Source organism: Streptomyces sp. NPDC088794 (assembly GCF_044750545.1).
Lineage (GTDB): Bacteria > Actinomycetota > Actinomycetes > Streptomycetales > Streptomycetaceae > Streptomyces.
Map to the genome: position 1 here is coordinate 43,365 of NZ_JBIVKB010000001.1, position 19,923 is coordinate 63,287.

The window sequence follows — 19,923 nt, forward strand, 5'->3', positions numbered from 1 at the left end:
GTGGAGCGGACATGACGCCGGATTCCTACGACCGCGTCCCCGAACCCTCCGAGGGCCCGGCCGCGGAGCTCGTCGGTTCCGCGCCGCCCGCGGCGAACGCGCACGCCCGGACCCGGGCGGACGGCCCCTTCACCGTGGTCGAGGCACTCGGCGAGATCGATCTCGCGACCGCGCAGTCCCTCGGCGAACACCTGGACGCGGCGACCTCGGGGGCCGCACCGGACGTGTTGGTCGACCTGCGCGCGGTGGAGTTCTTCGACTGCTCGGGCCTGCGCGTCCTGTGCCGGGCCGAGGCGCGGGCCAGGGAGCGCGGCGGCCGGCTGCGGATCGTCTCGGATGTCCCGCGCCTGCACCGACTGCTGGCCGGGGCCGGACTGCTGCACCGCTTTCCACCGCTCCCCGGCCTGCCGGAAGGGCCCGAGGAACGGACGTAGAAAGACACAGAAGGCAGCGAAGGCGCAGAAGGGCACCGACATAGAAAAGCCAGGGGCCGGCGGGCAGCCCCACACCGCCCGCCGACCCCTGGTGCGAGATCGCCGGGGTCCCCGCGTCCGGAGCTCGCACTCCCCATCCGCGAGCCGCGTCACGTGGACGCGGGGACCACGCGACCCCGGTCTCAGAAGCTGAAGACGCTCGTCCCGTAGGAGGTCTTCACGCAGTCGTTGGCGAAGGCGCGCTCGTAGGAGACGCGCTTGCCCTGCCAGACGCCGTCGACGGTGACGACGACGGGGTCGTACTCCCTGGTGCACAGCACGTCGTCTCTCGCCGCCAGCGCGTCGAGATCCCCGTCGACACCGCGCAGTTCGGCGCAGGCCAGGCGGGCGGCCGGGTGGGTGCCGGAGGCCGTGGGGGCGCAGGTCAGGGTGACCGCGCGCTGCGGGGCGGCGGTGGCGGAGCTGTCGCCGTGGGCGATGGTCAGCACCAGGGCCGAGGGGGCGTAGAGCGAGGCGGGGGCGGTGGTGACCGGGGCCGCGAGGGCGGCTCCGGTGAGGGGGCCGCAGACGGCGGTGGCCGTGAGGGCGATGGTCGTTGCCCAGCGCGCGGTGTTCCGCATTGTGTGCATCCTTCCGCTGGTTTCGAGGGTGAGCCGGACCTCATCGGGTTGGTGCCGGACCGGCGAGCGCGAGTCTGCCGAGTCCGCGGCGGAAACACACCTCGACCCCATGCGTTTCAGTAACCTTGCGTATTGAATCAGTGGCGCGAAGTTACGGCTTTCGAACGTACGAACCCAGGAACCGCACGGTTCTTGATCGCCGAAAACGGCCGACTGGCCGATTTACCTGGCCTTGTTAATAGGCCTGAAACATTCCGATTGAGCTGTCGGCTGACTCCGCCGCGACCCCTTGCGTTCACGGAGGGGGCGAGTAATCGTCATTACATGATTACGACAGAGCAGCAGGAGAAGGTGCGCGGCTGGTTCGCCGGCCGCATCCCCGACGACCTCTTCGAGGGACCGGTCGAGCTCACGGTCGACCGCGAGGAGATCACCGTCATCGGCCGGGTCCCCGAACCCGCGCTCGCCGAGGACGCCTCGGCGGCCGAGCGCGAGGCCGCGATACAGGGCCGCGTCCAGGAGTTCCGCGAGCGCACGCGCGAGGCACGGATCGAGGTGGCCCGCGAGGCCGAGCACCGGTTCCGCCGGAAGGTCTCCTGGGGTGTGGAAGTGGGCGGCGAGCGCGCCCTGTTCACGCACATCGCCGCGCCCGTCATGACCCGCCTTCGCCAGCCCGAGCGCCAGGTCCTCGACACCCTGATCGCGGGCGGGGTCGCCCGCAGCCGCAGCGAGGCCCTCGCCTGGTGCGTGCGGCTGGTGGAGCGCCACACCGACGACTGGCTCGCCGAACTGCGGGACTCCCTCGAGCACGTCCAGCGGGTGCGGGCCCAGGGTCCGGACGTCGAGGAGGTGAATGATTCGTCCACCAAGGACGCCGAAGATGGATGAAACGTCCACTGGTACGGGTGGCGTCCCGGGCCTTAACGTCGGCAGACGCCCGCCGGACGCCACCCGTCTCCTCGCCCACCCCCAGCGAGTCGCCACGGCCGTCCCGACCGCCCGCGCCGACCCCCGCGCTCCACGCCTGTAGCCCCGCCGGAGCCCACCTTGTCGTCCCTGCCCTCGAACTCCCCCGCCGCGCCGCCCCCGTCCCTGACCGAGGTGGAGGCGCACGGCGTCGAGCGCATCCCCGACGCGGACCGTACCGCGACCCCGCTCGACCTGTTCCGGCTCGCCTTCGGCGGTGCCAACACCTTCTCGACCTGTGTGCTGGGCGCCTTCCCGATCCTGTTCGGGCTCTCCTTCTGGCAGGGGCTCGCCGCCACCCTCCTCGGGGTCGTCGCGGGCGCGCTGATCCTGTGCCCGATGGCCGTCTTCGGCCCGGTCAACGGCACCAACAACGCCGTCTCCTCGTCCGCGCACCTCGGGGTGCACGGGCGCGTGGTGGGCTCCTTCCTGTCCCTCCTGACGGCGATCGCCTTCTTCTCGATCTCGGTGTGGAGTTCGGGCGACGCCCTGGTGGGCGGCGCGCACCGGCTGTTCGGCCTGGCGCGCAGCGACCTCTCCTACGTCGTCGCGTACGCGCTGTTCGCCGTACTGGTCCTCGCGGTGTGCGTGTACGGCTTCCGGTTCATGCTGTTCGTCAACAAGGTGGCGGTGACCTCGGCGACGGTGCTGTTCCTGGTCGGCGCCTTCGCCTTCGCCGGCGACTTCGACCCGTCGTACGCCGGTACTTTCACGGACTCGGCGGACGCGGCGACCCAGTCGCTGTTCTGGCCGTCGTTCATCGGCGCCGCGCTGATCGTGCTGTCGAATCCGGTGTCGTTCGGAGCCTTCCTCGGTGACTGGTCGCGCTACATCCCGGCGAGCACCCCGCGCCGCCGGGTGGTCGGCGCCGCGTTCCTGTCGCAGATCGCCACGCTGGTGCCGTTCCTCTTCGGCCTGACGACCGCGAGCATCATCGCGACGAAGGCCCCGAAGTACGTCGACCCGGCGGCCCCCGACTTCGTGGGCGGACTCCTCGCGATCTCGCCGACCTGGTACTTCCTGCCGGTGTGTCTGCTCGCCCTGATCGGCGGCATGTCGACGGGGACGACCGCGCTGTACGGGACCGGCCTGGACTTCTCGTCGGTGTTCCCGCGTCTCTCGCGCGTGCAGGCGACCGTGCTGGTCGGCGTGTTGTCGATCGCGTTCATCTTCGTCGGCCGGTTCGGCCTGAACCTGGTGCAGTCGATCTCGACCTTCGCCACGATGATCATCACCTGCACCACGCCGTGGATGGTCGTGATGATGCTGGGCTTCTTCACCCGGCGCGGCTGGTACGACCCGGACGCGCTCCAGGTCTTCAACCGCCGTCAGCGCGGCGGCCGTTACTGGTTCGCGCACGGCTGGAACTGGCGGGGCATGACCGCCTGGTGGGTCTCCGCCGTCATCGGCGTGCTCTTCACCAACATCCCGGGCCAGTTCGTGGGCCCGCTCGGCGATCTGGCCAACGGCGTCGACATCAGCCTGCCGCTGTCCCTGGTGGTGGCCGCGGTGCTGTTCCTGTCGCTGCTGCGGCTCTTCCCCGAGCCCCGCGCGGTGTACGGGCCCGAGGGCGCGCGGCTGGCCCGGACCGTGGAGGTGCCGGTGCCGCCGATCACGGGTCCCGGCGCGGAAGCCGACGAGGGGGCGTTGTCAGACCCCTCCGCTACGTTGCGGGCATGACTCGATTCGTGTTGGTGGCGGGCGCCTGGCTGGGCGCGTGGGCGTGGGACGAGGTGGCGGACGGGCTGCGCGCGGCCGGGGACGAACCTCATCCCCTGACCCTGACGGGACTGGCCGAGAAGCGGGGGCTCCCGGCCGGGCAGCAGACGCACGTCCAGGACATCGTCGACGAGGTCGAGCGGCTCGACCTGCGCGATGTGGTCCTGGTCGGGCACAGCTACTCAGGTGTTCCTGTCGGCCAAGCGGCCGAGCGGATCGGGGACCGGCTGCGCAGAGTCGTGTACATCGATGCGAACCTCCCGACCGACGGAGAGTCCTTCCTGGACGACTGGCCCAGCGACCACGTCCGTAAGGCGATCGACGAGCACGACGGCTTCTGGCCGCCGCTCGACGCCGAGGACTACGCGGGGCAGGGCCTCACGGAGGAGCAGCTCGCTCGGATCCTCGCCGGCGGCACCCCGCACCCCGGCGCCCCGCTCACCGAACCGGCCGTGCTGACCGGCTCCCCGGGCGAGTTGCCCTCGACGTACGTGAAGTGCCTCCTGGACGGTCCGGAACCGCCGCCTTCCGTGGCCGAGTTGCTGCGCGGTGAGCGGTGGGAGCTGGTGAACCTGGACACCGGTCACTGGCCGATGTTCTCCGAGCCGGCCGAACTGGCCCGGATCCTGCACGAGTCGGGCACCGCGCGCTGACGCCCGCCAACCGCTGACGCCCGCCCCGGGTCTCGGACCTGCGCCTACTCGCCAGTATCGTTCGGATGCAGCGCGTTCTCAGCGACGAGAGGCGGGATGGACCCATGGGCAAGCACTGGGCGGACTTCCAGTACGAGATCTATCTCAACGGGATGTCGGGGGCCGTGCCGCGGCTGCCCACCGACCTCACCCGGCTGGAGGAGATCACCGAGCAGCGGCTCGGCCCCGGCCCGGTCGGCTATGTCGCGGGCAGCGCCGGTGACGGCAGCACGGCGCGCGCGAACCGGGCCGCACTGGAGCGGCGCCGGATCGTGCCGCGCATGCTGCGGGACGTGCACGAGCGGGACCTGTCGGTCGAGGTGCTCGGGCGCGCCCTGCCCGCGCCGCTGGCACTGGCGCCGGTCGGCGTGCTGTCGATCATGCACCCCGACGCCGAGTCCGCCGCGGCCCGGGCCGCCGCCGCGCAGGGGGTGCCGTTCATCCTGTCCTCCGCGTCCAGCACGCCCATGGAGCAGGTCGCCGAGGCGATGGGGGACGCCGAGCGCTGGTTCCAGCTGTACTGGCCCAAGGATCCGGAGGTGGCCCGGAGTTTCCTGAACCGGGCGAAGGCGGCCGGGTTCACCGCGCTGGTCGTCACGCTGGACACCCCGCTGCTGGCCTGGCGCCCGCGCGATCTCGACCAGGCCTATCTGCCGTTCCTGCACGGCGTGGGCACGGCCAACTACTTCTCCGACCCGGCCTTCCAGGCGGGCCTCGCCAAGCCGGTCGCCGAGGACCCGAACGCGGCGGTGATGCACTTCGTCGGCATGTTCTCGGACCCCGGCAAGACCTGGCCGGACCTGGCGTTCCTGCGCGAGAACTGGGACGGTCCGATCGTCCTCAAGGGCATCCTGCACCCCGACGACGCCCGGTTCGCCGCCGACGCAGGGATGGACGGCGTGGTCGTCTCCAACCACGGGGGCCGGCAGGTGGCCGGGTCCGTGGCGGCGGCCGACGCGCTGCCCCGGGTGGTCGAGGCGGTCGGCGACCGGCTGACCGTCCTGTTCGACAGCGGCGTCCGCACCGGCGACGACGTCTTCAAGGCCCTCGCGCTCGGGGCCCGGGCGGTGCTCGTGGGGCGGCCCTACGTCTATGGGCTCGGCCTCGACGGACAGGCGGGCGTCGAGCACGTGATCCGCTGCCTGCTCGCCGAGTTGGACCTCACCCTCGCCCTCTCGGGACATGCCACGCCCGCCACGATCGGCGCCGCCGACCTCACCGAGGAATCCGGCTGACCGGCGCGCCGTCCCGTCCCGTGCGACGTCCTCGCGGTCGTCGCACTCCCCTTACGCCGTCCGGCGGTTCAGCTCCGCCGGCTGCTGTGCGGGCGGTTCCTCGGTCCGCGTGACCGCGAGCGAGCTGGGGCTCGCCGTGGTCTGCGCGTCGCCCACCCAGCGCTGCCCGGTGGAGCGGTCCCGCACCTTGAGAACGATGTCCGCACCGGGGTCGCCGGTGGTGGCGGCGAGGGCGAGGCTGTCGTCCCAGCGGGGCACCACCTCTCCCTGCACGGTGAAGTCGTAGCGGACGTCGTCGCCGCGCTTGGCCTTCTCGTCGGCGCAGGTGCCGAGGACGACCACACCGGCGTCCACGTGCGAGTCCAGGCACAGATCGGGGTCGGCCGCGCTGCGCAGCAGCCCGTCGTCGCCGTACGTCCACTGCTGGGTGAGGACGCCGGAGCAGGTGGCCAGTTCGGCCCCGGCGCCGGCCCGTACCGTGCCCTTGATGTCGAGGCAGAGGCCGGCCGCCACGTTGCGCAGCCTGGACCGGCCGCCGGCCGTGGGGAGTTTGGCGGTACCCGGGGACGACTGGGTCCCGGCGCTCGGTGACGTGCCGTCGCTCGCGCTGTTGGAGGCGGCCGGGTCGACGCCGCTGTCGTGGGACCACATGCCGGCGGCGACCAGGGTCACGATCACCCCGGCCGAGACGAGGCCCACGCCGGTCATCAGAGTGCGCGAGGCCCTCGGCGATCCCGGCGGACGGCGGAGCGGCAGGGTGATCCGGGGCAGGACCCGGTGGCGTCCGCCGCCGTGCCGGCCGACGTTGCGCGCGCCGCGGGACTCCCCCGGCGTACGCCCGGGGCGGGAGTCCACGTAGCGGCGGGCACCCCAGCCCAGTACCGCCTCGGCCAGGAGCACCCCCAACCCGCCCTCGAATTGGCCCAGTTGTTCGGCCGCGAAACGGCAGTAGCGGCACACCGACAGATGCTGCTGGACATCCGGCAGCAGGGTGCCGCCCCGGCGCAGCGAAACATCCAGGAGGCGGCTGTAGTAGCTGCATTCCTTGGACGGGGCGAGTTCCCGATGGGCATGTACACAACCCTCGCGGAGTTTTTCCCGCGCTTGTTCGAGTGCCGCCGACGCGCTGTCGGTATCCATGCCGAGCAGTCCGGCGGGAACGGAAATCGGTTCCGCCTCGACCTCGGTGTGCCACAGCAAACACCGGGCGAGTCCGGGAAGAGCGTGAAATGAACGCTCCGCCAGCTTGCGGTTATCGGGCGTCATCGACTTGGCGTCACGCATACCGCGCCCGCCGGCGGGTTTCTGCAACTGCGGCAGAACCGCGGATATTCGGTCCTCGGCGGACCACACCCGGGCCGTGTCCCGCACGGCCAGCAGAATCCTTGGGCGCAGCGCGACGCCGGGCTCGCCCAGCGCCAGCCGGTCGAGCACCTGGTGGAAGGCGGCCGAGGTCACCATGGAGACGACGTCGCCCGAGGAGGCGAGGCAGATGGACCCGTAGTCGTGGGCCGCCGGCCAGTGGCGCGCCATGAGCAGCGCGACGGAATGGGTGACCTCACCGTCGGGACGGCCGCCGAGCATGGCCGCGAGGTTCTCGTCGGATTCTCCGGGAACCCCGCCGGGCGGCGGGTAAGGGGGCTGAGGGGGGTGGGGGGTGGACACGGAGCGGATTCCTTCCCACACATGGGGCACGTGAGCGGTGACCGCCGAAAGGCCCCCTGTGGTGCATACCTTCTGGACGGCGAGCACGAGGAGCGTGAAATTCAGCTACGTCCGTCCGACCCGGATCCCCATAGGTCGAACGAGGTTCGGCCATTACCCCCCGCACAGGTGCTTCACCCTCGCACAACACACTCATGACCAACAAGGCACTTGGGCAACATCGGCCTCATTGAACGGAAGTCTGATACGACGGCTAGTCGGATCGTGTTCGCCACCATTCGGCATTCCATGCGCCCCGTGTGAAACACACGCACGCGCCGGAGCGCCACGTGCGCTCCCCCCGGGTGCGCGGGCGTAGTCAGATGGGACCGGCCCTTCTCGGAGGCCCGGCGCGGAACGGCGGCTCTCCCGCGCCCATCCGGGCCGCCGACCTTGTTCCTCCCGCCCTCGGTCGGCGGCCCCGGGACCGCACTTCTCGAATCTCCGGGCCTCAGATCTGCCAGGAGCGCAGCCGGTCGGCCGCGCCGTAGACGTCGGTCTTGCCGGAGATCAGATCGCGGGCGAGGTCGACGAGCGCGCCGTAGGGCGGATCGATACCGACGTCACTGACGAACATGTAGGCAACGGCCGTCGCGCAGGCGAACCGGGCGTTGGCCGACGGCAGGGGCTTGAGCAGGGCCAGCGTGTGCAGCAGCGCGGCGGCCCGCCAGGCGGGGTCGGAGTCCGTGCCGAGTCGGGGCGGATCGACGCGGTGCCGGGCGACGGCGGCGACCAGGGCGGAGAAGTCGTTGATCGTGGGCTGCTCGGGCAGCACCTCTTCGTGCCGCTGGAGCAGCCAGGGCACGTCGATGTGGATGACGGGTGCCATCGCTCAGGCGACCCGCCCCTCGCCGGCCGCGGGTGGTTCGTCGTCCGGGAAGGCGGCGGCGAACTCGTCGGCGTGCGTGGCGAAGAAGCGCCGGAAAGCCTCGGCGCCTTCCTGCAGCGCGCGGTGCCTGGCGATGTCGGCCGCGGCCGCCTCGCGCACGAGCGCCTTCATCGACGTACCGCGTTCCTTGGCGATCTGCCTCAGATCCTCTAGTTCGCGATCGCTGAACTCCACATTCAGAGCTGGCATGCGCATACGGTACCGCCGGGGTACTCGATCGTAAATACGCGCTGCTCACAGCGCCTGTGACCAGGTACCGTCAGGGGCGGTTCCGGTGCGAGCGCCACGTCCGAATCCCGCCGGTCCCGGGGCGCTCGGCGCAGCAGACTGGAGCCATGGAAACGACGTACAGGACGATCGACAGCCCGCTCGGGGAACTGCTGCTCGTGGGCGAGGGCCCGCGGCTGACCTCGCTGTCCCTGCCGGGGCAGCGGAACGCGCCCGCCGTCCGCGCGGAGTGGCGCCGTGACGACACCGCGTTCGGCGAGGCCGCCCGGCAGCTCGCCGACTACTTCGCCGGCCGCCGCACCCGCTTCGCGCTCGAACTCGCCCCCGCGGGGACGGAGTTCCAGCAGCGGGTGTGGCGGGCGCTGGACGACATCCCGTACGGCGAGACGACGACGTACGGGCGGCTCGCCGAGCGGCTCGGTGTGCCGCGCGGCGAGGTCCGGGCGGTGGGTGCGGCGGTGGGCGCGAATCCGCTGCTGCTGGTTCGGCCTTGTCACCGTGTGATCGGTGCGGATGGCTCGATGCGGGGGTATGCGGGCGGGGTCGAGTGCAAGGTGCGGTTGCTGACGCACGAGGGTGCGCTTCAACCGACGTTGCTGTGATTGGCCGTCGTTTTCCTGCCGCGCCGTCGTGGCTGGTCGCGCAGTTCCCCGCGCCCCTTACGGGGCACGGTGGAACCGGACCTGCATTCGTTCGGGCTGTTCAGTGTTCGGCCCACAGGCCCCTTCGGCGGTAACCGCCCTCCCAGAAAAGGCGGTTGAGGACGCGGACCGGGGGTGGCATGGAGTTCAGGAAGGCCGCTCGGTCTGTCTCCGGGGCGCCGTCGACCACCCAGGGCACGAACACCGCGGCGCCGCGCAGGCCTTGGGTCTCTCGGATGCGGCCGGTGAAGGCGGCCCAGTCGGCCTTGGTCAGCACGTCCTGCATGAGCGGGAGCGCGCTGTCCTCCTCGTGCTTGAGGTGGTCGTCGAGCGTGGCCGTCAACGCCCGTACCAGGTCCGGGAGTTCGGGAGCCTGGTCCCGCAGTGCCGTGTCCACGGCGGCGAGCAGCGGGTCGATGCGGGAGTGCTCGGCCTCCATGTCGTCGAGCAGGGCCAGATCGCGCGGGCGCCCGGCGACACGGTCCCGCACGCGCGGCCACAGACCGCTGTCCTCGGCGGTGTGGTGGATGTGCAGCTGGTGGGTGAAGTTGTCCCAACCCGCGCGCACCCCGGGAGTGTTCGCCCGGCCGTCGGCCACGGCCTGGCCCAGGCGCTCCAGGTCGCGCCGGAAGGCGTCGTGGGAGGCGTACATGGCGGTGAAGTCGATCTTTTCCGTACGGGTCTCGGTCATCAGGCGGCCTCTTCCAGCTCGGGTTCGGACACGGGCAGGGCGTGCGGGTTGGCGGACGGGCCGCGGTACCGGCGTACGGCGAGACAGGCGAGCGCTCCGGCCAGCAGGACCGCGGCGGACACGTACACGGCGGGGCCCATCGCGTCGACGAAGCCGTGGCCGAAGACCTGGCCACCGAGGGCGCGCATGCGCTCGGCCACGTCCTGCGGGACCCCCTGTGGGGTGCCGGCCTGCTGCTGGGCGCTCACGTCCGCCTCGGCCCGGGAGAAGGCGCCGACGAAGGAGTCGCGGTAGGCGGCGGGCAGCCCGCCGGCGCTCTCCCGGGCCCGGTCGGTCAGCGCCGAGGACAGCTGCGCCTGGAGCACGGCGCCGACGACGGCGCCCGCGAGCACCGAACCGACCTGCCGCAGTGCGTTGGTGACGCCGGACGCGGCACCGGCCAGGGCGGCCGGGACGCCGCGCATGACCTCGGCGGCCATGGGGGCGAAGGTGCAGCCGACGCCGAGGCCGGTGAGCAGGAGCGGGAAGGCGATGCTCGGCCAGTTCGAGCCGGCGTCGGCGACGGACACCACCCACACCAGTCCCCCGGCCCACGCGAGCAGCCCGCCCATCAGGATGAACTTGCCGCCGATCCGGTCGGCGAGCGCTCCGGCCGGCCCCGCCGTCACGAACGAGCCGAGGGCCACGGGCAGGAGCACCAGGCCGGACTTGAGGGCGCTGTAGCCGAGGACGGACTGGAGGTAGATCGTCAGCGGCAGGAACATGCCGACCACGCCGAACGACACCGTGACGCCGACGAAGTTGATCAGAGTGAAGTTGCGGTCGCGGAAGAGCGAGAACGGGACGAGGGGTTCCTTGGTCTGCTGGCCGCGCTCGTGCAGCAGGAACGCGGCGAAGAACACGCCGGCCAGCACGAACAGGCCCCAGATCCAGCGGTTCCAGTCGTAGCGCTGGCCTTCCGTGAGGCCGAAGGCCAGGCAGAACAGGGCAGTTGATGCGAGTGCCACGCCGAAGGTGTCGAGGCGGTGGCGGACCGTGCGCCGGCCGGCCGGGATGATCGTGGCCGTCAGCAGCAGGACGAGGGCGCCCAGCGGCAGGTTGACGAAGAAGATCCACCGCCAGCTGAGGTGGGTGATCAGAGCGCCGCCGAGGATGGGCCCGAGGGCGCCGGACACCCCGGCGACCGTGCCCCAGATGCCCATCGCCACACCGCGCCGCTCGGCCGGGAACACCTCGGTGATGATCGACAGGGTCTGGGGCATCAACAGCGCCGCGCCCAGGCCCTGTACGGCCCGGAAGGCGACGAGCTGCGTCGGGTCCTGGGCCAGCCCGCAGGCGAGGCTCGCCAGGGTGAAGACGGCGACTCCAGTGGCGAACAGGTTGCGTTTGCCGCGCAGGTCGCCGAGGCGGCCGCCGGTGATCAGCAGGACGGCCAGCGCCAGCGTGTAGGCGTTGACGACCCAGAGGATCTCGTCGAGGGACGCGTCCAGATCCGCGCCCAGGTCGGGGATCGCGATGTTCACGATCGTCAGGTCGAGGAGGGTCATGAAGAACCCGAGAGAGAGGGTGATCAGGATCGCCCATGGGTTGCCGTGCCACTTCTTGAACACGATGTCGGTCTCCTTGCGTTGGACTCGCGTTCAAGAGGGCGGGCCGGTCGCCGAGTGTGACGCGCCGCCTTTTCTGTGAGGCATAGGTCACATTCGGGCCGTCCGCTGTCACATTCCGACCCCTTGCGGCCCTCGCAGTAGTGAGCGCTCAGCGGGGAGGCCCACCTATGTCCGAAACCCATGTCACCGACCAGGCGACCGATGCCTTCATGGACCATCGGGAGCTGTTGTTCGGCCTCGTCTACAACATGCTCGGCAGCGTCGCGGACACCGAGGACGTGCTGCAGGAGACCTGGCTGTCGTGGTCGGGCCGGGGCGCCGAGGGGATCACCAACCCCCGCGCCTACCTGGTCCGCATAGCCGTCAACCACGCCCTCCAGCGCCGGACCGTGATCACCCGCCGCCGCGAGACGTACGTCGGCCCGTGGCTGCCGGAGCCGCTGGTCGGCGACGAGGCGGGCGCCGACGACCCGGCCCTGCGCACCGAGTCGGTGTCGCTGGCGATGCTGGTGGTCCTGGAGTCCCTGACCCCGCTGGAACGCGCGGTGTTCGTGCTCCACGAGGTCTTCGGGTATCCGCACACCGAGATCGCGGACATCATCGACCGGACCCCGGCGGCCGTACGGCAGTTGGCGCACCGCGCGCGGGCCCATGTGCACGCCCGGCGGCCGCTGTACCGGGCGCATCCACGGGTACGGCGGGAGGCGACGGAGCGGTTCGTGCGGGCCGCGCTCGGCGGGGACATCTCCGCGTTGCTGGAGATCCTCGCGCCGGACGTCACGGTCTGGACGGACGGCGGCGGCAACCGCAAGCCCGCGGGGCTGCGGCCGGTGCACGGCCGGGACAAGGCGGCCCGCCTCATCACGAAGTTCGGTTCCCGGCACGATCCGCGGGGCCTGGACCTGCGCTACCGCCGCGTCAACGGCGACGACGCCGTCGTGCTGTTCGAGGGCGACGCCGCGTACGCCGTGATGGTCATGGACCTCACCGACGAGGGCGACCGGATCAACGGCGTCTACATCGTCACCAATCCCGACAAGCTCACGCACGTGATCAAGGACGAGACGGACGACAGGATCGAGAAGGACGGAGAGGAAGCGTGACCGCGACTCGGGAGGCGTCGAACCCTCAGGAGGCGTCGAAGGGCGAACGGGTCGCCGACTGGCTCGACGGCCGCCTCGGCATCCACACCCTCGGCCGGAAGTACCTGCGCAAGGTGTTCCCGGACCACTGGTCGTTCCTGCTCGGCGAGATCTGCCTGTACAGCTTCGTCGTGCTGATCCTGACCGGCGTCTACCTCACCCTCTTCTTCCATCCGTCGATGAACGAGGTGACGTACCACGGCAGTTACGTCCCGCTCAACGGCGTCCGGATGTCCGAGGCGTACGCCTCCACGCTCGACATCAGCTTCGACGTGCGCGGCGGGCTGCTGATCCGGCAGCTGCACCACTGGGCCGCGCTGATCTTCGTCGCGGCGATGCTCACGCACATGATGCGGCACTTCTTCACCGGCTCGTTCCGCAAGCCGCGCGAGCTCAACTGGGTGTTCGGCTGGACCCTGTTGTTCCTCGGCCTGTTCGAGGGCCTGATGGGCTACTCGCTGCCGGACGACCTGCTGTCGGGCACCGGCCTCAGGTTCGTCAACGGCGCGCTGCTGTCGGTCCCGATCGTCGGGACGTATCTCTCGATGTTCCTGTTCGGCGGCGAGTTCCCGGGCCACGACATCGTGCCGCGCTTCTACTCGCTGCACGTCCTGCTGATCCCCGGGGTCATGGCCGCCCTGGTGGTGGTGCACATCCTGCTGGTCGTCTACCACAAGCACACCCAGTTCGCCGGACCTGGCAAGACCGAACGCAACGTCGTCGGCACGCCGTTCATGCCGGTCTACCTGGCCAAGGCGGGCGGCTTCTTCTTCCTGGTCTTCGGCGGCCTCACCCTGATCGCGGCCGTGGCGGCCATCAACCCGGTCTGGGTGTACGGCCCCTTCCGTCCCGACCAGGTCTCCACGGGCGCCCAGCCCGACTGGTACCTGGGCTTCGCGGAGGGCCTGGTGCGCGTGATGCCGGGGTGGGAGATCACCCTGTGGGGGCACACCCTGGTGCTCGGCGTGCTGATCCCGGTGGTCGTCTTCCCGCTCCTCCTCGTCTTCATCGGCGTCTATCCGTTCCTGGAGTCCCGGCTCACCGGCGACAAGCGGGAGCACCACCTCCTGGACCGCCCGCGCAACCGCCCCACCCGCACCGCGATCGGCGCGGCCTGGATCAGCCTCTACCTGATCCTGCTGGCGGGCGGCGGCAACGACATCGTCGCCACCCGTCTCCATCTGTCGATCAACACCGTCACCTGGACGGTGCGGATCGCGGTGTTCGTCCTGCCGGCCGTCGTGTTCGTGGTAACCCGCCGGATCTGTCTGGGGCTCCAGCTCCGGGACCGGGAGCTGGTGTTGCACGGCCGGGAGACCGGCCTGATCAAACGGCTGCCGCACGGTGAGTACGTCGAGGTGCACCAGCCGCTGGACCAGGCCCGCCTGCACACTCTCACCGCCCATGAGCGCCCGGGGGAGCTCGTGGGCGGTGAGTCCCACCGCGACCGGGCCGAACCCGACCGGGTCGACCCGGATCAGGTCAGCCTTGATCGGCGATGAAGGACGCCATCCGGGCAAGGGCCGCGTTCCAGTTGATCGCGGTCTCGTTGGTGGACCAGGACTGGATGTCGTCGATGTAGCAGAACTGGCCGACGCAGCCCTGGAGTTTGCTCTGTGCGTAGGGGTCCTGGATGGAGGAGTTCGGGCCGCCGGCGAGGGTGCCCCGCGGCGGGTTCGGGAGGTTGGGATCCAGCTCGTGGGCGTACCAACGGCTGTGCTGGTTATGGGAGTTGGCCTCGCCGTAGCCGGTGACGTACGACATGTTCAGCGCGTTGCGGCCGAGGATGTAGTCCATGCTCTGCACCGCGCCGTCGCGGTACTTGGATGCGCCGGTGAGGTCGTAGGCGGTGCCGAGGACGACCGCGTTGTTGAGGATCTGGTGGCTGGAGCCCCAGTCGTAGACGTTGTCGGTCGGGGCGTACGGCATGCCGTACGCCTGCGACTTGAGCGTGGTCAGGTAGCCGTCGGCGCCCTTGACCACCGACGCGCGCACCTTGTCGCGGCCGGGCAGCCGGCTCGGCACGGTCGCGAGGTCGAGGCGTCCGGCGGCGGCCGTGCGGCCCCAGTCGAAGCCGAGGCTGCCGAAGATGTCGGCGGTGTGGACCGGGGATTCGAGGACGTGGTCCTTGAACTCCCGCTCCCCCGTCGTGAGATACAGCTCCGCCGCCGCCCAGTAGAACTCGTCGGTCGCGTTCGTGTCGGGGTAGGCGCCGCCGCCGGTGCCGTCGCTCTCGGAGGCGTACATCGCGGGATGGGCCAGGGCCGCGGACCATGCCTTGCGGGCCGCCGCGAGGGCCTTCGCCGCGAAGGCGCGGTCGTAGGGGCGGTACAGACGGGCCGCCTGGGCCGCCGTCGCCGCCAGGTTCAGGGTCGCCTGGGTGGACGGCGGGTGCAGCTCGCGCTTCTGCGGGTCCTCGCTCGGCAGCAGGGGCAGGCCCGTCCACTGCTCGTCGTGGATCTTGTGATGGGCCATGCCGGCCAGCGGCTGCCCGTCCGGCACCTGCATCTTCAGCAGGAACTCCAGCTCCCAGCGTGCCTCGTCGAGCACGTCCGGCACCTTGTTGCCGCTCTCCGGGAGGGCGAGGGTGCCGTCACCGAGTCTGCCGGGGTGCCCGGTGCGGGCCAGCAGCGAGCGCTCGTACGTGCTCAGCAACTCCCAGGTGGCGATGCCGCCGTTGACGACGTACTTGCCGTGGTCGCCCGCGTCGTACCAGCCGCCGGTGACGTCAAGGGTGTAGTCGCAGACGCCGGGTTGGCAGGGGACGTTGTAATCGCCTTGGTTCGGCGCCGAGTTGAGGTGACCGGCGGCCCGGCCGTACCCCGGGCGCAGGTCGTCGCGGATCGCGGTGCCGCTGCGCTGCGTGTAGTAGTACTTCACCGCGTCGACCCGCAGTTGCTCGTACGCGCTGGTGCCGATGTCGAACGGGCGGCTCGTCTCCCCGTCGGCGACCAGCGTGAAGCCCTTACCCGGCCTGCGGTAGCCGCCGAAGTCGATCGAGTGGACGTTCTGCCCGGAGGAGACGTCGACCCCGCGCGGCACGCTCCAGCCGTGGGCGACCGTGGTGCCGCCCGCGTTCTTCAGTTGCCACGGCAGCTTCGCCGTCGCGTCGGTGACCAGCGTGGCGTTCTTCGGGCCCGAGGGCAGATAGGCGACCTGGTTGACGCGCACCCGCGGTCCGGTGTCCGGCTCGTACACCTCCGGCGGGACCCCTCCGAGCAACGACACGTCGTCCATGCAGAACCGCCAGGCGTCGGCGCTCCCACCGGCCTGGAAGGCGACCTGCCCCTGAGTGGTGTCGACGGGCGAGGTGAAGGTGTACGCGTAGCTGTCACCGGACACGCTCAGCTCCGGACTCACCTCGAAGTACGTGTCGTACGGCGCTACTTGGAGCCCGACGACCGCCCGCACCACATGCCCCGCGGGCGAACCGCTCGCGGTGAAGGCGAACTTGTACGACTCGCCCTTCACGAGGGTGAGGTCGTTCTGGCCGACGGCGGCGTCCCAGCGGTTGGTGGTGCCGCCCGGCACATCCCCGCAGAGCTGTCCGGCGGACAGACCCGCGGTCACGTTGCTCGTCGTCCACCAGGGCTCGGTGGTGGTGTCGAAGGTGCCGTTCTTGAGCTGCTCGACCTCGTCGGCGGCGGCCGGACCGGCCGGCAGCGCGGTGAGCAGGGCTCCCAGCAGGGCCGTCAGGCTCAGCAGGGCGGTTCTGCGTCGTTTCACGTCTGGGCTCCTCGGGCGGAGGTGCGGGTGACGCTCGCCATCGCTCAGGTGGGAGCGCTCCCAGATGCGGACGCGGTTCATGTTGTTCGTGTCGTGACACAACGTCAACGGTCCGGACGGGACGGGACTGAATTCGCACGTTTCCCGTCCGGTCGGGACAGGACCCGGTAGCCCACGGTTCCCGTCCCGACCGTGCGACCGCCTCAGCCCGCCGGCACCTCCAGCTTGCTGATCCGCACCGCGCCGACGACCTCGCCCGGCCGCGCGCCGGCCAGCGTGAACCTCAGCCGGGAGCCGCGTACAACGTCGAAGGTGACGACGGTCGGAGCGTCCGAGGCGGTGGCCCACTCGACCGTCGCCCCCGTGACCGGTGCATACCTGCGGCCGTCCCACACCTCCACCGCCACGGCCGCGGGCAGGCTGTGGGTCGCGTCCACGGTGAAGGAGATCTCGGCGCGGTCGACGCTCCGCGCCCGTCCGAAGTCGACGGAGACCCAGTCCTCGGGGCGAGCGCCGCTGAAGGCGGGCAGCAGGGCCGTGGCCGACTTCGCGAAGCCGTTGGACCAGCCGGTGGCCGCGTCGCCGTCGAGCATCGCGGCGGGCAGGGTGTCGGGACGGCCGGAGTAACTGGCGTCCGCGTGCGGGTAGTTCACCGCTGCGGGCGTCTCGGGCTCGAACTTGGCCGGCGAGGTGAGGGCGACCGACCCCGCACGCGTCGTGCGGATGGTCGTCGTGCCCGTCCGCAGCCCCTCCGCCCGCGCAGTCACCTTCAGGGCGCCGGGCCTCGTGCCGGACCGCACGATGGCAAGTGCCTTGCCCTGGAAGGCGGTTCGGGTGGTTGCCTGATAGCGCTCGGCGCTCTCCTCGCGGCCGTTGTCGAGTCCGGCGAGCGAACCGCCCTGCACGCCGAAGGTGATCAGGTGCTCGGCGTCCGGCACCACCACTCCGCGCGCGTCGACCACGTCCGCGGTCACGAACACCAGCGAACGCCCGTCCGCGGCAAGTGACTTGCGGTCGGCGGTCAGCCGTACGGCACGCGGCGCGCCCGCCGTGCGCAGCACGTCGGTGGCCACCACCTTGCCACCGCTGCGTGCCACCGCCTTCAACTCACCTGGCTCGTACGGCACTTTCCACGTCAGGTGGAGCTTGCCCGCGCTGCCGTTGGGGCTCGTGTAGCTGCCGGGGTAGGGGCCGTCGGTGAAGGTCTTGTCGTCACCGGTGGCCTCGGTGGTCTCCAGGTAGGTGCGGCCGTCCGTGGTCCTCTTCGTGTCGAACGTCCGCGTACCGAGGGACTTTCCGTTCAGGAACAGCTCGACCGTCCCGACGTTGGAGTAGGCCCAGACCTCGACCGTGGCGCCCTTGTCGTGGTTCCAGCTCATGGGCACCAGATGGACCATCGGCTCGGCGACCCACTGGCTCCGGAAGAGGTGGTACATGTCCTTGGGGAAGCCTGCCGTGTCGACGGCGCCGAAGAAGGACGCCTTCACCGGGAACACGTTGTACGGCGTCGGCTCGCCGATGTAGTCGATGCCGGACCACAGGAACTGCCCCGCGAACCACTTCCGGTCCCGGTCCTTCTTGTGGCCGTACTCGCCGCTCATGGTCCAGGAGGCGAGGTTGTTGTCGCAGGAGGAGGTCGCCCGCTTCCCGGGCGTGTGGTTCTCGCCTGTGTTGAGATGCTCCGGCTCCTGGTAGGTGCCTCGGGTCGAGGTCTCCGAGGAGGACTCGGACTCGAAGAGGAACAGGCCGGGATAGGCGGCGTGCAGGGCGTCGACGGACTTGGCGGTGTTGTAGTTGAGGCCGAGGCCGTCCAGCTTGGCGAGCATCAGGTCCGCGGCGGAGCCCTTGCGCGGCACGCTGCGGTACTTGTCGGAGCCGATGACCAGCGGGCGTGTGTCATCGGCCGCCCTGATGGCGGCGATGATCCGGTCGGCCATGGCGAGGCCGGCGGTGGAGGTGGAGTCGGGGATCTCGTTGCCGATCGACCACAGCACCACGGCGGGCGAGTTGCGGGCCGCGAGGACCATCTCGGTGGCGTCCTTCTCGCACCACTCGTCGAAGAAGCGCCCGTAGTCGTACTTCGTCTTGCCGGTCCGCCAGCAGTCGAAGGCCTCCACCATCATCACGATGCCCAACTCCTCGCAGACCTCGACGATCTGCGGCGAGGGCGGGTTGTGGGAGGTGCGGAAGGCGTTGACGCCCATCGACTTCATGATGGTCAGCTGTCTGCGGACGGCGTCGACGCTGATCGCGGCGCCGAGGGCCCCCTGATCGTGGTGGAGGTCGACGCCCTTGAGCTTGGCGTGGGTGCCGTTGAGGAAGAAGCCCTCGGCCGGGTCGAAGCGGTAGGTGCGGATGCCGAAGGCGGTGCGGTAGGTGTCGACCACCTCGCCGCCGACGCGCAGCTCGGTCTCCAGGGTGTAGCGGTGCGGGGTCGTGAAGTCCCACAACTTCGGTTCCGCAACGGTGAGTTCATGGGTCTCGGCGGTCCGGTCGGTGACGAGGACCGTGCTCGCGGTGCGGGCCACGGTCCGGCCGCGCGGGTCCTTCACCTTCGACCTGATCTCGACCTGGCTCGCGACTCCGGACTCGTTGAGCACGGCCGTGGCGACCCGCACGACGGCCCGTTCCTCGGTGGCCTCCGGCGTGGTGACGTACGTACCCCAGCGCTCCACGTGCACGGGCTCGGTGACGACCAGACGCGCCTCGCGGTAGATGCCGCTGCCCGAGTACCAGCGGCTGCTGGGGAGCTGGTTCTGCACCTTCACGGCGATGACGTTCTCGGTGGTGCCGTCGGTGTGCAGCAGGTCGGTGAGGTCGAGGGCGAAGCCGGTGTAGCCGTAGGGGTGGCGGCCGGCCTCGGTGCCGTTGCAGTGGACGTACGAGTCCATGTAGACGCCGTCGAACTCGACCGAGATGCGGCGGCCGGCCAGGGCGGGCGGCAGCGTGAAGGCGATCCGGTACCAGCCGAGGCCGCCCGGGAAGAACCCGGTGCCGCTGGTGGTGCCGTGCTCGGTGGTGGGGGTCTGCTCGATGCTCCAGTCGTGCGGGACCGCGACCTCGCGCCACGTCGAGTCGTCGTAGGCGGGGTCGGCGGCCTGTGCGTAGGCGCCGGTCGGATCGGTGAGGCCCCCGGGATCGACCAGCGCGAAGCGCCAGCCGTCGCGCAGCGCGACCGTGAGGCGGCCGGATCCGCTCCCGGTGGCGGTCTCGGCGGCCCGGGCGACCGGGGTGGCGAGGAGTGCTCCGGCCGCGGGCGCGGCGGCGGAGGCGAGCAATACCGATCTGCGAGTGACCGTCATGGCGGCTCTCCCTCATCAGGGCCCAGAAGTACTCACAACTGATCGTGCAACTGATCGCGAACAAACAGATTCTGACGACCTGCCACACCGCCACGTCAAGGGTGCGGAAAGCGCCTTCTGTCTCAGCGGCCACACCGGGCGGCGGGGCCGCCCGGTCCCCGCCGCCGCCCGGCCGCCGCAAGATCACCGCATATCCCGGCTCGCGCCTGGTCACCCGCCCTGTCGTCCACCCCCGCCGCGTGGTCGGTGTTTGTCGTTCACGCGGGAGCGGGACGCACTAGGCTGGAACACGAGTTACGCACCTGATCACTGTGCGTAGGCGCG

General features: G+C 70.6%; 16 protein-coding genes. 8 read left to right on the forward strand and 8 right to left on the reverse strand.

The features are described 5' to 3' along the window. Positions 1-11: 11 nt before the first annotated feature. Entirely contained in the window at positions 12-434 is a 423-nt protein-coding gene (locus ACIP6U_RS00175) for an STAS domain-containing protein (protein WP_401710570.1), read from the forward strand. A 182-nt stretch (positions 435-616) separates the two neighbouring features. Here the strand turns inward: ACIP6U_RS00175 and ACIP6U_RS00180 are convergent, their stop codons facing one another. Then, positions 617-1,054 (reverse strand): protease inhibitor, encoded by a 438-nt coding sequence (locus ACIP6U_RS00180; RefSeq protein ID WP_401710574.1) that lies wholly within the window; start codon positions 1,052-1,054, stop codon positions 617-619. 324 nt (positions 1,055-1,378) lie between these two features. Here ACIP6U_RS00180 and ACIP6U_RS00185 point away from each other — a divergent pair, with 324 nt between their 5' ends. From ACIP6U_RS00185 to ACIP6U_RS00200, 4 genes are all read left to right on the forward strand, one after another. Next, the gene (locus tag ACIP6U_RS00185; protein ID WP_401710577.1) at positions 1,379-1,942 is read left to right on the forward strand and encodes a hypothetical protein; all 564 of its coding nucleotides are present in this window, start codon (positions 1,379-1,381) and stop codon (positions 1,940-1,942) included. Positions 1,943-2,101: 159 nt separating this feature from the next. After that, positions 2,102-3,700, forward strand: a complete 1,599-nt coding sequence (locus tag ACIP6U_RS00190) for a purine-cytosine permease family protein (protein ID WP_401710580.1) — start codon at positions 2,102-2,104, stop codon at positions 3,698-3,700. Continuing rightward, positions 3,697-4,392 (forward strand): alpha/beta fold hydrolase, encoded by a 696-nt coding sequence (locus ACIP6U_RS00195; RefSeq protein WP_401710582.1) that lies wholly within the window; start codon positions 3,697-3,699, stop codon positions 4,390-4,392. The genes ACIP6U_RS00190 and ACIP6U_RS00195 overlap by 4 nt, the downstream gene beginning before the upstream one ends. Positions 4,393-4,496: 104 nt before the next feature. Further along, positions 4,497-5,666, forward strand: a complete 1,170-nt coding sequence (locus ACIP6U_RS00200) for a lactate 2-monooxygenase (protein WP_401710585.1) — start codon at positions 4,497-4,499, stop codon at positions 5,664-5,666. A 51-nt stretch (positions 5,667-5,717) separates the two neighbouring features. On the opposite strand, the gene ACIP6U_RS00205 is transcribed toward ACIP6U_RS00200, so the two are convergent. The 3 genes from ACIP6U_RS00205 to ACIP6U_RS00215 all read right to left on the reverse strand — a co-directional run bounded on the left by ACIP6U_RS00205 (position 5,718) and on the right by ACIP6U_RS00215 (position 8,448). Then, entirely contained in the window at positions 5,718-7,331 is a 1,614-nt protein-coding gene (locus ACIP6U_RS00205) for an RICIN domain-containing protein (protein WP_401710588.1), read from the reverse strand. Between the two features lie 490 nt (positions 7,332-7,821). Beyond that, complete coding sequence (locus tag ACIP6U_RS00210) at positions 7,822-8,199, reverse strand: toxin Doc (protein WP_123996219.1); 378 nt, start codon at positions 8,197-8,199, stop codon at positions 7,822-7,824. A 3-nt stretch (positions 8,200-8,202) separates the two neighbouring features. After that, positions 8,203-8,448: a hypothetical protein gene (locus ACIP6U_RS00215; protein WP_123996220.1), complete on the reverse strand. Its 246-nt coding sequence runs from the start codon at positions 8,446-8,448 to the stop codon at positions 8,203-8,205. 146 nt (positions 8,449-8,594) lie between these two features. Between ACIP6U_RS00215 and ACIP6U_RS00220 the strand changes: the two genes are divergently transcribed. Further along, entirely contained in the window at positions 8,595-9,089 is a 495-nt protein-coding gene (locus tag ACIP6U_RS00220) for a methylated-DNA--[protein]-cysteine S-methyltransferase (RefSeq protein ID WP_401710592.1), read from the forward strand. Between the two features lie 100 nt (positions 9,090-9,189). Here the strand turns inward: ACIP6U_RS00220 and ACIP6U_RS00225 are convergent, their stop codons facing one another. Together ACIP6U_RS00225 and ACIP6U_RS00230 are read right to left on the reverse strand one after the other, a co-directional pair. After that, positions 9,190-9,819 carry a hemerythrin domain-containing protein gene (locus tag ACIP6U_RS00225; protein ID WP_401710595.1) on the reverse strand — a complete coding sequence of 210 codons (630 nt, stop codon included), beginning with the start codon at positions 9,817-9,819 and terminating at the stop codon, positions 9,190-9,192. Then, on the reverse strand, positions 9,819-11,429 hold the full coding sequence (locus ACIP6U_RS00230; protein WP_401710597.1) for an MFS transporter: 1,611 nt from the start codon (positions 11,427-11,429) through the stop codon (positions 9,819-9,821). The genes ACIP6U_RS00225 and ACIP6U_RS00230 overlap by 1 nt, the downstream gene beginning before the upstream one ends. Positions 11,430-11,596: 167 nt before the next feature. On the opposite strand from ACIP6U_RS00230, the gene sigJ reads away from it, so the two are divergent. Together sigJ and ACIP6U_RS00240 are read left to right on the forward strand one after the other, a co-directional pair. Further along, positions 11,597-12,532: an RNA polymerase sigma factor SigJ gene (gene sigJ, locus ACIP6U_RS00235; protein WP_401710600.1), complete on the forward strand. Its 936-nt coding sequence runs from the start codon at positions 11,597-11,599 to the stop codon at positions 12,530-12,532. After that, entirely contained in the window at positions 12,529-14,073 is a 1,545-nt protein-coding gene (locus ACIP6U_RS00240; RefSeq protein ID WP_401710602.1) for a cytochrome bc complex cytochrome b subunit, read from the forward strand. The genes sigJ and ACIP6U_RS00240 overlap by 4 nt, the downstream gene beginning before the upstream one ends. Here the strand turns inward: ACIP6U_RS00240 and ACIP6U_RS00245 are convergent. Both ACIP6U_RS00245 and ACIP6U_RS00250 read right to left on the reverse strand, forming a co-directional pair. Beyond that, positions 14,054-16,297 carry a glycoside hydrolase family 9 protein gene (locus ACIP6U_RS00245; protein WP_401710604.1) on the reverse strand — a complete coding sequence of 748 codons (2,244 nt, stop codon included), beginning with the start codon at positions 16,295-16,297 and terminating at the stop codon, positions 14,054-14,056. The two genes, ACIP6U_RS00240 and ACIP6U_RS00245, sit on opposite strands and share 20 nt — an antisense overlap. Before the next feature lie 203 nt (positions 16,298-16,500). Continuing rightward, the gene (locus ACIP6U_RS00250) at positions 16,501-19,599 is read right to left on the reverse strand and encodes a glycoside hydrolase family 2 TIM barrel-domain containing protein (RefSeq protein WP_401710607.1); all 3,099 of its coding nucleotides are present in this window, start codon (positions 19,597-19,599) and stop codon (positions 16,501-16,503) included. Positions 19,600-19,923 lie beyond the last annotated feature (324 nt).